The organism is Actinosynnema pretiosum, assembly GCF_024171695.1.
GTDB lineage: Bacteria > Actinomycetota > Actinomycetes > Mycobacteriales > Pseudonocardiaceae > Actinosynnema > Actinosynnema pretiosum.
The window spans coordinates 44,802-61,082 of record NZ_JAMTCF010000006.1; the positions used below are offsets into that span (position 1 = coordinate 44,802).

Below are 16,281 nucleotides of genomic sequence, written 5' to 3' on the forward strand. Positions count from 1 at the left end.
GACAACTTCCATGACGTCACCTATGGATAGAATCGGCTGGCCGAGCGATCCGACCGCCGCCTGTCAGCTTCACTGCGGTGGAGCCACATCGCCCGTAACGCTGCACAGTTCGACGTATCCACACAACGAAATCGTAGAATTCAGGCCAATCGCGCCCAAGCTAAGACCTCCTTTCAGAATGAGCGGAGGCGTCGGTGGCAGATCAGTGCGCAGGCCAGGTTGAGGAAGCCTTGGTGCAGGTCGGCCCGGCGGTCCCAGCGGGTGCGCAGCCTGCGGTACTGGTGCAGCCAGGACAGGGTGCGTTCGACCACCCAGCGCAGCGTCCCCAGCCCGGAGCCGTGCGGCTGGCCGCGTCGGGCGATCAACGGGACGATTCCCCATCGGTGCAGGGTGTTCCGGTTGGCCTGGCTGTCGTAGCCGCGGTCGGCGAGCAGCACCGCAGGCCGCCACCTCGGCCTGCCGGGTTTCCCGGCGACGCGGGGCAGGGCGTCGACCATCTCGCCCAGCGTGCCGGTGTCATGGGTGTTGGCCGCGCTGACCGCCACGGTCAACGGGTGCCCGGCGCCGTCGACGACCAGGTGGTGCTTCGAACCGGTCTTGCTGCGATCGACCGGACTCGGACCCGTGAAGTGCCCCCTTTTTAGCGCCCGCACCTGGGAGGAATCGATCGCCGCGCGGGACCAGTCGATCCGGTTGGCCGCGTGCAACTCGGCCAGCAACACCTCGTGCAGGCGTTGCCATACCCCGGCCTCGGTCCACTCCACCATCCTGCGACGGCAGGTCGAACCGGCCCGAGCCCGAGCTCGGTGGGCAGGTCGGCCCACTCGATGCCGGTGTGCAGCACGAACAGGATCCCCTACAGGCACTCGCGGGCGGGCAGCCGTTTACGGCTGGGGTATCGGAAGTTCCCGGTCGGGACCGGGATCAACGGCTCGACCAGATCCCACAGCTCGTCATCGACGATCCACGGCGCAGCCATGCCCTATTGGGTTCCCCACCAGCCGAAACACCAACCAACTTATTCTGAAAGGAGCTCTTACTATCGCAGGCCGGTCAACCGTGCCTCAGCTGCGGCATACCAACTTGGCTGGGTTCGGCTGGATGGGCGATCGCTCGACCGCCCATCCAGCACGACGTCTCTAGATCAGGTCAAAGTTGCCTTCGACCACCAGGGTTCCAGCCAGAAACCGCTGTTCAGCCCTGTTCCCATCCTTTGGTACTCCCGCCCGAGGTCCGGCCCTCCGCAGAACGGGTATCGCGCAGGTTGGCGCCCTCCCCGAGGTCCGGCCAGGGCGGCGGCACGTACCGACATCACCAACCGGCAGGAGACAATGCCGCCGCCACTGGCCTCCGAACAATGCCTCGACCTCCGTGGGACGGCGCGGCAGCTGCATCTCACGAGCTGCGCTCCTCACCTGGTCGGGCCCGAAGAACCGACCGGGGTACAAGCCGAGCAGGCCACGAGGCGGCCCGCTCGTGCGCACCGACACGGTCAGCCACTGCGGCGGGTTCCAGCCCGTTGATCTCCTACAGGGGTGAAGACCCTCCTGTCGCACACGGGCCCACTCTCATTGCACGAGCACCCGAGGGTTCGAACGCTCGCTCCGCGGCATCAGCGCGCTCGACTCGCGTGATCACCAGTATGAGTGGGAGGTGCGTTCGCCGGTGGCACGTGGGTCAGAAGGAGTCAGTGGTCGGGGTCCTGCGGCGGGACCAGCTGCTGGGCACGGGCAGATTACCGTTGATGACGAGGGTGACGACGACGCTGGGCGAGTGCGGGTCCGTCATCCCATGCTGCTGTGGGTCCAGGACGAACAGGTAGTTCTCGGGGGTGCCGATGGGCAGGACCTTTCGGCTCATGTCGAGGACGACGAGGATTGAGAGGCGGACGCCGTCGGCGGCGGCGTACTGGGTCGGCTGGCCGATGTACTTGGTGGCGGACTTGGGGGTGACGGGCTGGTCGCGCGCGACCTTGAGTTCGGCGGTGATGCCGTCGTGCCGGGTGTCGAGGTACCCGTGTGCGAGAGCGGTTCCGCGTTCGACTCGGCCTTCGAGGGTGGGATCGGCGAGGAGAGCGGCGTGGAGATCGTCGTGGAACTGGCGCTCGCTCACATACTGGCCGCGGCGGTATTTCTTGTTCCACGTCATGGCGAGCCCGGCGCGGGAAACGGCGTTGAGGAGTCGGGCGAACGGCTGGAGCTGGTTGTGCGGGTAGCCGGCGATGGCGAGCTTCTCGTAGATGCCGAGGAGGTGCTCGTCGAACACCTCGTATTGGGTGGTGGCGTCGCGGGTTTGGTCGTAGGGGCGGACACGGAACTCGCGGTGGCCGGCGACGTCGAGAGGCTGGCTCTTCGGGTTGCCGGTCTCGTCGGTGCCGCGCCAGGTGAGGCGCACCAAGACCGGGGGTGCTTGTTGAGTGGTGGGGACGGCGTACCGCACGTGGAGGCTGCCAGTGCCTTCGTAGGTTTCCGGGTCATCGGCGTGCTGGCTGCGTTGCCAGGTGAGCGCGGGCCGCTGGAGTTCGGTTTCGTTCAGGGTGCTGACCAGTTCGGCGTCGAGCCGTTCGACCCACGCTGGCCACGGGTCGGTCTGTACTTGCAAGGTCAGGGTATGAGTGAGGGCCGGGTCGACGATGGCGGGACCGGTCAGGAGCGTGTCGTCGATTGACACCAAGGCAACCGCGACCGTCGGACTGTCCGGCTCAGGTTCAGCTGGCGGCCTCCATGGCCTGGAGCCGTGTTGACGTTCGGGTGAGCGGATGAACAGCAACGGGGCCGGGAGACCGGCCGCAGCGGGGAGAACCGCGCCCAGGCCGATGGGCGCAGTCTGATCTGGATCTGCTGCGAGGGTGGCCCGGAGGGCTCGGGCGCGCGAGAGGAGCGGGTCGTCGTCCCGGTATGCGTTTAGGTCGATGGCGGCGGCGCGGCGTGCTGTCGCGGTCCGGTGAGCTCGGGCCTGAGTGAGATCGGCGTTCAGGTCGGCGCCCTCGGCGTCGAGCAGGTGCGCGACGGCGTCGAGCAGCCGCCCGGTGACGACGACACCGCCGTGGGTCGCTGTCCCGGTGGATTTCCCGCCGTGCTGAAGGGTGGTCGCCAGGTCGCGCAGTCGCTGCGCGCGTGCTTTGAACTGTTCGGCCGGGTCAGTTGTCTCGACAACATCGGCCGTCGCTTGGTCGGACGGGGTATCCGCGAGCCCGGCGGTGACCTCCGCCGAGCTCGGAAGGTCGAGCAATGCGCAGACGATCGCCGCCCGGACCGCAGCGGCCTTCACGAACGGCCGCAGCCACCGAAGGTCGTCCTCGGAGTGACCTAGGCAGATGCCGATCGCGGCCCTGACCTCGTCGACCGCCTCTCGGACGTTCGCGTTGTTTGGCAAGTCGGGCTCTAGGGTCACCTGCAGACGTCCGACCGCGCCCGCAAGCACGACCAGAGCGCGTTGTGAGCTGCGGGCCGGCTCATCTGGGATACGACTCAGCGCACTTTCGAGCAGCGCCAACGCATGGGACCGGCGCTCTGCTCGCGCGAGAACCTCGGCGTACTCCATCGATCCGTAGTGCGACTCCGGAGAGTGCCCCGCGCCGACCTTGATGATCTCGGCCGCTGGGAGGCCGAGGAGGCCGACGCCGCAGTCGAGAAGCCCGTTCAACGCCTCCTCGGCCTCGTCGTGCTGCCGGAGCCCGTAAGTCCTCTGCGGTGCTAGCGCCAGCCACACCACCGCGAGCTCCGGCGCAACTCGTGCATCCGGTTGCCACGGCTGCTCAGTCACCTCGGTCGCCTGATGCCACTCGAGTTCCGGAACCCGCGCCAGGGCCTTCTTCTCCAGCTCAGCGAGCGCAACTAGGTCCGGCACGTGGTGCCGCAGCACCGCGAGCGAGGCCAGGAACGTCTCCAGGTGCTTGGAGACGTTGATGCCCTCCATCACAGCCGCAGCGTGAAGCGCCAACCGAACCCGGGACTCCTTGTCGGGCCAAGGAAGTTCGCACGCGGCATCGAGGACGGCATCAATCACCACGACGTAGGTGTCCGAGACGAGCGCCGGGAGTAGGTCGGCGACCGTCGACGGAAGGGCGTGGGTTCTGCCGATGGTCGTCCATGCCTTGAGCGCTGCGGCACGTGGTCCGGGGTCGGCATCGACCAGGTAGGTGTGGAGGGTCGGCAGGATGGCCTGGAGTACTCGGGGCTGGCTCCCGTGACGGCGGCCGACCTCGCCGAGGGTGGCCAAGAGCGGGCGCACCACGTCGGAATCCAGGTCGCTGTCGCGTTCCCTCGTGATGAGCGCCGTGATGGTTTCGCACACTGACAACGGATCCGTCGATGATGCGAACTCCACCGCCCTCAACAGGCGCAGCGCAGCCTGAAAGAGGCTGTTCTTGCGCGCATACGCTTCCATCCCCGCGAGCGGGTCCGGCGCAGCGGCAGAAATGAGCACGCTTGTCTGCTCGGTGAGCCGGTGCCGCGTTAGGGTCACGAACGCACCCAGCGTCGCATCCAGACGTCCGGCGAGGGTGTCACTGCGCTGGCGTCCCATCTGCTCGATCACTTCGGCTGCGGAGAAGGCCACCTGGTGCCCCCACGAATCATCGGTACGGGCGAGCAGGAACACGAATGCCGCATCGGTGACCGCCGCCGTTTCCTCAGGCGTCGTCACAGGGTCCTGAGCGCGACGGTGAATGTACTCGGTGTCGATCATGTCCAGGGCATGTCGGACCGAGCCGACGAGGCCGTCTCGAATCTCTTCGGCCGCGTGCCGGCCCGCTTCCTCCAGCAGCCGGGCAATCCGGACGGGCGCTGCGATGAACATCCGGGCGACTGCCCTCCTGGCGGTCCCGACCGTTCCAGCGTCGTAGCTATCCTCCGGTGGAACATCCATGGAAACGACCAAGTTCGGCAAGAGCTGGACAGCCAGCTCGAGATGGGTGCTCGCGAGATACTCGATGGCGCCAGCGGCGGCCCGCCGGTCGAAGTCGGAGACCCGCGGCGGCTTGTGCGCTGGGTTCACGATGAAGCCCGTCACCGCAGGCCGCGGCAGCATCCCACCCAGCCGGGCGACCAACCTGTCCGGACATAGGTCTGCGAGGACCCGCAACGGACCTGGGTCGTTCGCCTGCACCACCGGCGTCGGGCCGGAGAAATGATGGTCACTGGGTGTCTTCGACCCCGCCAATACCACGACCGCCCAGATGACTGCATCATCGACCGCCGCCGCGTCCACCAAGTCCGGGTGGTCTGTCAGGCAGCGGCCAGCCTCCAGTCTCGGGGCCGTCCGCAACGCCGCGAACGCAGTCGCCACCAAGCGTTCCGCGAGCTCCGGCCGCCGCGACGTCAGGTGCCGCAACGGCTCCAACAGCTCGGCGAGTCCGACGCCCTCCACGGCATCGAACAGCTCGTCGATGATGCGTTCATCAAACCGGTCTGCCGCACGGCCGGCAACCGTCGTCAACCGGCGCCGCGCCGCGGCCGCCGCGTCGACGTCGACGTCAACCGCCGGGTCCGGATCGAGAACGTCGAGGTCGTCCAGCAGGCCAGCGGTAGCCGGGTCCGCGGTCGCCCGCAGGCCGCGACGTCGTTCCATCCGCTCAGCGCGAGCAACACAGCGGGCCCGCAGCTTCTCAGCGCGCTCGGCTTCTGCGGCCTCGGCCTCGTTCTGCCGGGTTAGAACCTCGGTCTCCAGGTTTGGAAGTCGCCCCGTCGGGCTCCTCAAGTCACAGCCCACGCAGTGCTCGGCGTAGAACTCGAATGCCTGGTGGTCCAACCGCATCCCGGCTGTGTTTCCGATGGCGACCGGGCACTCCACCCGCCGCATGTTCAACGGCAGCCCGGTCATCTCCTCTAGCGTCCCGCGGCCGCCGAACTCCACGAACCGCATGTGCTGGCAGTGATTCGCAGCCAGGTCCATGACCTGAGCGTTCTCCTGCCCCAGCTCGAGGTACCTGGCGATCTCTGCCTCGTCCAACCGTCCACTCCCGTTCATGGGCCACCGCCGACACCATCATTCTGACGCGCACCACCGACAAAATTCCGACCGGCAAGGGTGCCGCCAACCCGTCGGCACCCTTCAAGGCTTTTCAGACACGCCAACCCATGCCTGATGACGCGGCCCCTGTCTCCTCACACCCTCTGAAGCCGACGTTCACAGCATGTCTGTAACGACTGGTCCTGCCGAGCGGGTCAAAGACCTACCCTCCACCGTCTCCTGATACATCCGGCCGCGTCAGCGCGAAACGCGCCTCCACGACCAAGTTGCCGGAACGAATCCCCAGGTCAGCCCCATTCTTTGGCACTCACCCGAGGTCCGGTCAGGGCTGCGGCACGAACCGAGATCACCAACCGACAGGAGGCAAAGCCGCCGCCACTGGCCTCCGACGGCTCACCCGCACGACTAGCACACGCTCGGCGGCACGATGTCCGACACGGCGCCCGTGCACTTGGACTCGGGCAGCACGCCCGCTACGAACGAGATCACACATTGCTGCCAACGGCGCGCCGCGCGGCAAGTTGACAGATGCCCGCGCGGTGACGTCACCAACTGCGTGGTGACCGGGTCGGCACGGCGGGTGCCAACCGCACCTCAGACGTGCAGGTCGTCAGAACCTGTGATCGTCGGTCGATCCGGCTGGACGCTCCAACTTTCAGCTGAGTCACTCCAAGTCACCGACGAGCCCCTCTTTGATCATCTTCGCCAGCGTCTCGACATCTGTCTCAGGCGTCACGGCAATTTCGATATTGCCGCGACTGCCTTTGACCTTCATGATCACGCCTTTATCTTTAACAAACTTCTTTTTGATCATCGCGGCCAGCTTGGTAAACGTGTCAGGTGCTTGCAGCAGACTGATAGTCGTGGCCGCCGCAGTGGCTCCGGCGATCACCAACTGAGCGGTCGAACTCCGGGTGCCGGGACGAATAGCGAGACCTTCGGCAACCAGATCGTCCGCGAGTTCGCGCGACACTTCAAGGCGAATCATCATATGTCTCCTTGTCAGAAGGCCTGGTAGGCAGCCCAGATGATGGGGTGGGGATCTTTGATGTCTTCGGTGTACCCGATCCCGCCACGCAGCGAGTAGACCTTCCACTCGGTTAGCATCCTCAACTGGACACCACGCAGGCGTGTCGCCGCATCGGCCTGAGGGGCAAGCATCTCCGCGACGAGGATATCGTCCAGCGCCTGCGTAAACGGGGCATCGAAGACGTCGACCCCAGTCGCGATCACTTGTTGTCCACCCGACTTGATGATGCCGGCGGCAAGACCGATGGTCTCACCACCGAGCGTCGCACCGCTCGAACTGGAGCAGCAGGAGAGGATCACATGAGTCGGCATGGGCAAGAACGGCGTTCCGTCATCGAATTCACCGAAGAACTCCCCGGCACGCAGATAGTCCTCTCCTGCGAGAGGAAGAGTCGAGTACGAGGGGTCGACGTCGTTCCGGGCGTGCCCTGAGTAGAAGAAAATCCCAGGTGCACTAGGGCCGATTTCATGCAATGCCTGAAGAATCGCATCCTTGGTCGCATCTAGGCCATGTAATTCCACTCGTGCGGCACCGGCGACGGAGGCTGCGGCGCGATCACGAAGTGTGCCGTCGGGATTCTCACAGGACAGAAGAAAAGGAACGACCGAAGGCGTCTTGGTGCGTCGCGCACTCCGACTGCTCTCGATCGTGCTCGATGTCCACATCCGCAGCACTGCTCGTTCCACCAGCCTGTCGTCGCTGCCAGGTACGACCGCGATCGGCCAGAGCACCGCAGCGAACTCACGGGCGGCTGAAATCGTCAGTCGCAGCGACCCGCCAGTAGGAGGTCGGTCAAGCAGGGCAACCAGCGGTTGCGGGAGTAGACGGCCGACTGTCGACGAAATGATCTGTTCCTCCGGCGACTTCCACTCTGCGAGATGCTGCACGGGTTCGTAGTAGTCACCCGGCTGTGGCACATAGGGAGGCAGGCTCCACCACTGAGGTTCGGATGCTGCCGAATACCCCGCAAGTGCACGGAGCACCGGTTGCAAGTTCACGTGCTCGTTGAGGTCGGACATTCCAGTCGCAATGGCCTCACCGTCAACAGCGAGAAACCAGAAGAGTACGCCCTGCTCGATCTGGGTGGACCAGAAAGCTCCCGGTGGGAGCGTCAGAGTCTCGGCATTCACCGGAGCAGGGGCGAGCAACCGCGTTGCGTTGAACGCGTCATTCAGCGCTGCGAACAAGGAGTTTCCGGCATGGTGTTCTGCTCCGCCAGCTTTCTGTCGGGGCTCGTCTTCCGAACCATCGGATTCTCGCTCTGACCGCAGGTTGACCTCATCGGGGATCTTCTCGCTCTCTTCCGTATCAACCTCGACGACAGCGGCGATGACAGACTGGAGACGGCAGTTCTCGATCATGACACCGACCGCGGTGGTATCTGCAAGCTCTATCGATGCCCGCAAAGCGACATAACGCGACGGAGCACAGTAACGCCATGCGGCTTGGCGCTGCGTATGCGAACAAGCTTGGTACCGGATGGAGTCGAGGAACTGCCACGCCACGAGCGCCTCGTCCCTGCCCTCGGCCGGACGTCCTAGCTTCAGCAACAGAATGGCCCGCCGTTGCCGGAGATCTGCCAATATCCAGGCGTCCGCTTTCGGCTTGTCCAAGTGGAGCCAAGCCTCCTCGAGTACCTCGAAGGCTTCATTCAGGTGACCGTCACGGGTCAGGCGACCGACGACGAGCGACACGAGGTACCCGTACACGTCGCGCCCCATCCAACGCGTGGCACGAAGCCCGTCCAGCTCATCGAGGACGTCTGCGGTGGGATCGGCGAGCGCTCTGGTGATTCGCAGAAAGTAACGCTTATAGCCTGCTCCCTCTCCCATGTCCGCCAAGAGCTCGGACGCGGATTCGTGTTCCTCCATCATCAGCTGACAGAGGATGGCCAAGCTATACGCCCTAATGCGTCGTTCCACAGAACCGTAGAACATTGCTGCGTACCCAAAGCCATCCGTGGCCAACTTCCAATCGCCGAAACGCAAGTAGATGCGCGCAAGTACCTCGTAGGTACGACCCATCGACGTGTCCTTCGACAACGGGCTCCGCGAACGACTCATGTCTCGGAACATTCGCATCATGCCCGCTCTGGCCACGGAGATACCAGCACTACCCATATCTCGGTCGTTGGCGTAACAGAGCCCGGCGAAGTAGCCGTCGAGCTCGGAGATCTCCAGGTCGAGATCTTTCGGGAGCTTCTTCCAGGTGCTCGTGCCGTGGTCGAGCCACTTAGCCAACCGCCTGATCCATGCCGAAACCGGCTTGGCCGGATCAGGGGTATGCCAAGCCCGTGTCGCTCGACCGAACGCTGCCAGCACCTTCGCGGCGATCAGCATCAAACCCCCAGCTCTGTGATGAACAACTAGGGATCTATCGCTTGGGCACGGCAGAACGTCACAGAGAGTTGTCGGCAAACACACCTGCGCGAACACGCTGCTCAGATGTCACTCGAAGTGCCGATCAAGCTCTCGCGCGGCGCTGGTACACCATTCCGCCGGGCGCAATCCCTACGCCCATCCCAACACCCGCACCGCGTTACGGCCGTGTCGGCCCCCAGACCCGGCGTGTCGGGCCGAACACACCGATCTTGAAACCGTCCCGATGCTGATGCTGTCGACCTCCGCCGTACGACACCCGGCGGCACCGGGAGCTCGTCACTGGACGGATCTGTGACTTCCGACGCAAGACCCTCCAAACCCACAGCGTTGGCCCGAATGAGTGAATCGGCGGTTTTTGGTCGTCGCCACCGCAGTCTGGAGGTAACATGGGCGCGCTCTGTTGAAAGTAGTTTCGGATTTAGAGCAGCATGGAGTTGCCGAACGTCAAGGAACTGGCCTGCGACCCCCGGTTCGAGACCACTCACCACCCGGTGGAACTGTTGTGAGGGCCAGGCACTGTCGACCAGGTGCACGCCTGGGCGCGGACGCACCAGCCCGAGGGCAACGAGGTCGACACCCTCGACCGTCACTTCGTGATCCGTCGTCACGGCGACCACGTTGACCCGCCCCGCAGCACTGCGGTGACCGCTGGACTGCCCTCTGACCAGCGAAGCGGCATCTGGTTCCTGGTCAAGGCCGACGAACCACTCAGCGCGTTCAACCACATCCGCAGCCAAATCGACCGCACCAGCGCTTGCGCAGGCCGCAGCGAGTGCCGGAACTGCCTGGCCCACACCGTGGCCCAGGGCGGTTGGCACACAGTCCTCGGGCACGCCGCCCGCATCGGGCTCGACACCGCTCCCCTGGTTCCACCGGAGGTCCGGGTACCTTCGGTTCTACCCCCATGGACTGAGTCCTGACCGGTGATCACGCCGCGCCATTCACTTCGCCGCGCAGATGCCCAGTTGAACGGCACATCGCGTCGCCAGTGCATCCGATCCGCATCAATATCACCTGAAGCCGCCCGCCACAAGCAGGTCCGACGCAGGCGTGCTGAGGAAGGATTTCGTGCAGCTTGCACATAATGGTTGCTACTCAATCCGCGCTCGTCGCGCCCGATTACCGGGTCTGCGACATCATCTTGGCCTGGCAGGCCAACCATGCACGAAGTCGTTAGTAGCGTGAACCCCGCGTAGTGCGGTGACCGAGTGCCGCTTCAGGAGAATGATGTAGCGCATCTGCGGACGGAGGACGGATGCGGGACGAAGACGTCGTGGCTGCCGCACGAGCTGTGCGTTCGGACCTGCCCACCCTGGTCGGCGACGTCCACAGCGCGTTCCTGGAGCGCGAACTGGCCGCCATGCTGGCCCGTGCCGACAACGGCGAGCCGGTCGCTGACGACATCCTGGATCTGCTCACCCCGCACGACCGGGTCCTAGTGCGGTTGCGCGACCTGCTCCCCGCAACCCCGGACGCCGAGCGCGGTCTCGACAGCGGCGCTTTGGGCACCACCTACAGCAGCGCCCACTTCTCACAACTGCCCGGCGTCGCCGCGCCGACCGCCGAGATCCTCTACCGCTGCGGCTTCTGCGACTACGCCTACCCGGTGTTTGAGGCAGGCGAGCCGGTGCCAGAGAGCTGCCCCGACGGCCACGGTCCGCTCACCACCCGGCGGTAGCGGCGTGCTCGGGAGCGTGTGGTCGGGTTTCGGCGGGAAGGCCGCCGAGCGGTGGGCGTCGCTGCTGGTCTCCCCCGCCCTGGCGTTCTGGGGCGCCGGCCTGCTGGCGTGGGTCCACGCCCGAGGCGGCCTCACCGGTCGGGGCTGGGTGGCGCTGGAAGCGGCCTGGAAAGCGGGGCCCGGCGCCTCGTCGGTCGTGGCGCAGGCCTGCGCGGTGCTCGGGGTGCTGCTGCTGGTCGCCACCTCCACGCGGCTCTCCGAGAGCACGACGGAGCCCCTGATCCGGACCATGGAGGGCTACTGGCCAGCGGTGGCGACCCCGATCCGGCTGCTCGTCATGGTGGTGCGCAGCTGGCACGCCGATCGCAGGACCGCGCGCTGGCGCGCTCTCGCGACCGCCCGCGCCGACCTCACCGGAGGTGATCACCGCGCCTACCTACGGTTGACCGCCTGGCGCGGCACGCAGCCTGCAGACCCCGCAGACCGAATGCCCACCAGGCTCGGCAACGTCCTGCGGGCGGCCGAGACCCGGCCGAGGCACCGCTACGGCCTGGAGGCCGTCGTCTGCTGGCCGCACCTGTGGCTGCTGCTGCCCGAGCACGTCCGCGCCGAACTCTCCACCGCCAGATCCCGGCTCGACGAACACGCACGTCTCTGGTCGTGGGGCCTTCTCATCGCGGTGTGGACGGTCTTCACCTGGTGGGCGCTGCCGGTCGCGCTCGTCGCGACGACCATCGGGTACCGGCTCGCCAGGTCGTCGGCAACCACTTACGGCCAGCTCGTCCAAGCTTCGTACGACCTGCACCGGAAGGACCTGTACGAGGCGCTCGGCCGCGAACTGCCCGACGACCCGGAAGCCGAGGCGCTGGCGGGTGCCGAGCTGAGCAGGTTCCTACAACGCGGACCGATCCGTGAGTAACCCGCGCCTGGCCGAGGCCGAGCACTGGCTGGACTGGCCGCCGCTGCCCACACCACCACGACGCCACCGGGCCGAGGTCGCCGTCGCAGGCGAGGCGCTGGTCGCCCTCGTCCTGGACGCGGACCGCGACGCCCTCACCCGGCTCTGCACCGCGTGCACCTCGATCACCGATCACCGACGGTTTCGAGCGGCCCCGAAGGAGTTCCAGCTGGCCGTGCTGGTGCGCACGGCCATCGTCACCAACTGGGCAGGAGTGGGCGGGGCCGAGGAGCACCTGCGTTCCTCCCTCGACCTGGCACACAGGGCCGCAGCACTTGCTCCTGAGACCGGCCCGTGGCGAGCCAGGGTCCACTACGTGCACGGGAACACCTCGCTCAACCTCTACCTGCGCACCAGCGCGCCGAAACTGCTCGCAACGGCTGTCGAGCAGGCCCGTGCCGCCGTCCAGGCCGCGAACAGCGGCACGCGACTGCTCGCGCTGTGCCGCACAGGGCTGGCCAACGCGCTGCTGACGCTGGCGCGCGAGTCCGACGTCCCCGGCATGGTGGACGAGGCGGTCGACCAAGCCGCTGCAGCCGTCGACATCGCCGGGTCGAGCCCGATGGGGCACCGGTTCAAGTACGTGCTCGCGGAAGCGCTATCTGCGCGGAACGACCGCCGAGGTGGCCTCGACGACCTTGACCGGGCTATCCGGCTGTTGGAGGAGTTCATCCTCGTGCCCGACCACCTGATGTCGCCGGGAACGGCGCGGGTGGGCAAGATGACGCTCAGCAGCCTCTTGCGCCGCCGCTTCCTGCGCACCAAGGTCCGCGCAGACATCGACCGGGCGGTCGACATCACCTTCGAGGCTGTCACGGCCGATCTTGAACCAGTACCCGCCGCGCTGACCAATTGCGGCAACGTGCTGCTCACCAGGTTCCAGGCGTACGGCGACCCCGTGGACCTTGGGGGTGCGGTGGACTTCCAGCAGCGGGCGGATCTGGCGACCAAGCCCGGTGACTGGCAAGCCGCGTCCCGGCACAACAACGCGGGAAACTCGCTGGCCGTGGCGTGGCAGGTGACCGGCAACCAGGCATACGGCGAGCGCGCGGTGGCCCAGTACCGGACGGCGCTGGCGCTCACCGGCCACGCAGCGTCGGAACGGGCCTCGCGCGAGTACAACCTGGCCCTTGCGCTGCAAACCCTCGCCGACGCCACAGGCTCACCCGAACACCTGGCAGAGGCGGTTACCCTGTTCCGCGCCGCGGTGCGCGATGGCATGGTGTCAGCGGTCGAGTGGGCGCTGAGCGCGGCACAGCACTGGGGTCGATGGGCGTCGGCGCGGCAAGCGTGGCCGGAGGCATGCGAGGCCTACGAGGCGGCGCTCACGGCGACCGACGAGCTGTTCCGGGCGCAGGTCTTGCGCAGCGATAAGGAGACCTGGCTCGTCGATGCGCAGGGGCTGGCCGATGAGGCAGTGCACGCGCTGACCCGTCTAGGCCGGGTGGAGGCCGCGCTGGAGGCGGCTGAGGCAGGGCGCGCCAGGCTCGTGTCCGAGGCACTGGACCTGGGACGAGCCGAGCTGACCGGGCTCGCTGAATCCGGGTTCCGGCCGCTGGCGGAGACCTACCGCAGCGCGGCGGACGAACTCGCGGGGCTGCTCCGGCACGACGCGGACCCCCAGGTGTTGCGCCTGGCGCGGAAGGCGGTGGACGACGCGGTCGAGGGCATCCGCGCGGTGCCCGGCCACGAGCGCTTCCTGGCCCGTTCCTCCAGTTCGGATCTGCTGGCCTCCGTACCGGAGGGTGTCGCGGTGGTGCACCTCGCCTGTGCCGAGGCGGGCGGGGTGGCGCTGGTGGTCGAGGACGGGGAGGTCAGCTCGGTCGATCTAGGTGCGGACCGGGCCGCAGTGCACAGGCGCGCGCAGGCCATGGCCGACGCGCGTCGTGGTGGCGGGGAGTGGGCAGGCGTGCTGGACGCGGTCGGGCGGTGGGTGTGGGACTCGATCGTCGTCCCGCTTCTGCCGGTCGTGCGGGCACGACGGGTGGTGCTGGTGGCGTCCGGTCGCTTGGCGATGCTGCCGTTGCACGCGGCCTGGCGGCCTGTGCCGGGTGGTCGGGAGTACTGGATCGACCGGTGCACCCTCGGTTACGCGCCCAACACCAGGGCGTTCACCGCAGGCCTGTCCGACATGCGCGATACCGGCGGTCACGCCCTGGTTGTCGCAGCCCCCGAGCCCTCCTCCGCCTTCGGCCCGGTCACACACGCCGAGGAGGAGGCCGAGGCCGTCGCGCGCCTGCACCCGGATGCGGAGGTCCTCCTGGGGACCGGTGCCACCAGGGCGGCGGTGCTGGAGCGGTTGCCGGGGGCGCGGATCGCGCACTTCGCGGTCCACGGGATCGCCCGACCCGCCAGACCGCTCACCAGCGCGCTGGTGCTGGCAGGCGACGAGGAACTGACACTGGCCGACGTCCTCGCGCTCCCCACTGGCCACGCCCAACTGGCGGTGCTCTCGGCGTGCGACACCGACCGGCCGGGAGGTGTCCTGCCCGACGAGGTGGTCAGCCTGCCCACCGGACTGCTCCAGGCCGGGTACGCGGGTGTGCTCGCCACGCAGTGGCCGGTGCGTGGCGAAACAGCGGCTCTGCTGACCGTGCGGTTCCACCATCTGTGGCACGTCGAGGGGCACCAGCCCGCTGAAGCGCTCCGCCGGGCGCAGACGTGGTTGCGGGACACGAGCAACGCCGAGAAAGCAACCGACCTGACCACTGCCGGGGACAAAAGGTTGGCACGGGCGCTCCGGTTGCGCGACCCCAGCGAACGCGCCCACCGACACCCACGTGACTGGGCGGCGTTCAGCTACCACGGCACTTGACCCCACCCACAGACCTGCTCGGCAGGCAGTCCCCGAAACGGCACCGTGGGAGCAACTTCATGGGAGCAGGCTGGGAGCAGCCGGAAGCGGTGAACCGCGACCAACGACCCCCAACCGCAACTAACCACCGCCAAAAGCTTACAGGTTTACCGTTTCCGCAGGTCAGAGTAGATGTTGATCTACCTTGACACGGTAGGGGTCACTGGTTCAATCCCAGTATCGTCCACAGCGGAATACAGCAGGTCAGACGGCCGGTAGGTGATCATCACCTACCGGCCGATCTGCGCACTTGGGAGCAGATTGGGAGCAAACGATCATGGAGTGATCGTCGGCACCGTATGTGGTCAACCCCAATGGGTGATCCAACGCCTGCTCCCACCGCGCCTGCATCCCCCGCAGCATCGCGTCGACCATGACCTGCGTCACGTGCGAATAGCGGGCCGACACCCCGGCCATGCGGTGCCCAAGTCGCTTGTACTGCAACACCTCCGGCACCCCGTCCTCGATCAACCATGTCTTCTGCGTGTGCCGCAGATCGTGGAAGTGAAGACCCGTCAGGATCGGCCCCCACTCGCGAGCCAGATCCCCGGCGACCGCGGGCAACCACACCCGCCGCCGGAAGTTCGCCCGCCTCAACAACCCGTCACCGGGCCCGGTGAACACATGCTCGCCCACCTGCCGCTCCCACTGCCGGCGCAGCATCCCCACCAGGAACGGCGGCAGGTGCACCGGCCTTGGTCTTGGGCGGCCCGAGCACCAACTTCCCGCCCACCTCGTGCAGCGCCCCCTCTGCGGATCGACCGAGACGACCCCGCCGTCCAGATCGCCCCCGACCAGCGCAGTCCGGCCAACTCACCCCAGCGCAGCCCCGTGTAAGCCGCCGTCACTACCAGGACACCGATGGCGGGTGAACACCGCCCGGCGAGCGCCAGCACCTCCCGGATCGTCGCCCCAGCACTGGCCTGCACCCGCTACGAACACGGTTGGAGAACAGACCAAAACCTCACCGAGGTCGCCTCAACTGTCAAATTATTAAAAAATCAACCAGGTAGCACAACATAAGGCTTCACCCCGTAAGGGTCAATAGATTCCGCAATAAGAATTGTACGCTTCCCGGTTGCCTTTTGTATCACCTCCATAAAACCGCACAAATCGTTCAAGTCTTCCAGATTTTCAACCCTATCGACAGTCGCCTGAAAATCAACGAGATCTTCCGAGTAAAACCGAGTTGTCAACACTTGGCGACCAAGCTTAACCGTCATCAAATAATCCAATTGAAAGTCTTCAGAAAAAATTCTAGGAAAAATTTGAACTGGAATTTTTCCATTCGGACCAACGATACTTGATTCAGCCTTTGAGGATGCAATCGCCGCCACCGCATGCTTCCAGTCTTCGTAACTAGAGTCAGGAATGCAAACTTCCAGAAGGTCCCCCCTGTTCACCTTA

General features: G+C 66.2%; 8 protein-coding genes and 1 pseudogene. 3 read left to right on the plus strand and 6 right to left on the minus strand.

Annotation, left to right across the window (positions count from 1 at the left end; genetic code table 11):
• Window positions 1-173 precede the first annotated feature (173 nt).
• From LV78_RS13595 to LV78_RS13610, 4 genes and pseudogenes are all read right to left on the minus strand, one after another.
• Window positions 174-979 (minus strand): annotated as a pseudogene (locus LV78_RS13595) (IS5 family transposase).
• Between the two features lie 698 nt (window positions 980-1,677).
• Complete coding sequence (locus LV78_RS13600; RefSeq protein WP_253845622.1) at window positions 1,678-5,952, minus strand: hypothetical protein; 4,275 nt, start codon at window positions 5,950-5,952, stop codon at window positions 1,678-1,680.
• Window positions 5,953-6,637: 685 nt separating this feature from the next.
• Window positions 6,638-6,964 (minus strand): hypothetical protein, encoded by a 327-nt coding sequence (locus tag LV78_RS13605; RefSeq protein ID WP_253845623.1) that lies wholly within the window; start codon window positions 6,962-6,964, stop codon window positions 6,638-6,640.
• An 11-nt stretch (window positions 6,965-6,975) separates the two neighbouring features.
• On the minus strand, window positions 6,976-9,342 hold the full coding sequence (locus tag LV78_RS13610) for a CHAT domain-containing protein (protein ID WP_253845624.1): 2,367 nt from the start codon (window positions 9,340-9,342) through the stop codon (window positions 6,976-6,978).
• A 1,297-nt stretch (window positions 9,343-10,639) separates the two neighbouring features.
• Between LV78_RS13610 and LV78_RS13615 the strand changes: the two genes are divergently transcribed.
• The 3 genes from LV78_RS13615 to LV78_RS41595 are packed head-to-tail and all read left to right on the plus strand — an operon-like array spanning window position 10,640 to window position 14,835.
• Entirely contained in the window at window positions 10,640-11,062 is a 423-nt protein-coding gene (locus LV78_RS13615) for a hypothetical protein (protein WP_253845625.1), read from the plus strand.
• 4 nt (window positions 11,063-11,066) lie between these two features.
• The gene (locus LV78_RS13620; RefSeq protein ID WP_253845626.1) at window positions 11,067-11,981 is read left to right on the plus strand and encodes a hypothetical protein; all 915 of its coding nucleotides are present in this window, start codon (window positions 11,067-11,069) and stop codon (window positions 11,979-11,981) included.
• On the plus strand, window positions 11,974-14,835 hold the full coding sequence (locus LV78_RS41595) for a CHAT domain-containing protein (RefSeq protein ID WP_253845627.1): 2,862 nt from the start codon (window positions 11,974-11,976) through the stop codon (window positions 14,833-14,835). Before LV78_RS13620 ends, LV78_RS41595 begins: the two co-directional genes overlap by 8 nt.
• A gap of 243 nt (window positions 14,836-15,078) precedes the next feature.
• Here the strand turns inward: LV78_RS41595 and LV78_RS13630 are convergent, their stop codons facing one another.
• Together LV78_RS13630 and LV78_RS13635 are read right to left on the minus strand one after the other, a co-directional pair.
• Window positions 15,079-15,564, minus strand: coding sequence for a site-specific integrase (locus LV78_RS13630; RefSeq protein WP_253845628.1), 486 nt, complete (start codon window positions 15,562-15,564; stop codon window positions 15,079-15,081).
• A gap of 311 nt (window positions 15,565-15,875) precedes the next feature.
• Window positions 15,876-16,277, minus strand: coding sequence for a hypothetical protein (locus tag LV78_RS13635; protein ID WP_253845629.1), 402 nt, complete (start codon window positions 16,275-16,277; stop codon window positions 15,876-15,878).
• Window positions 16,278-16,281: the final 4 nt, after the last annotated feature.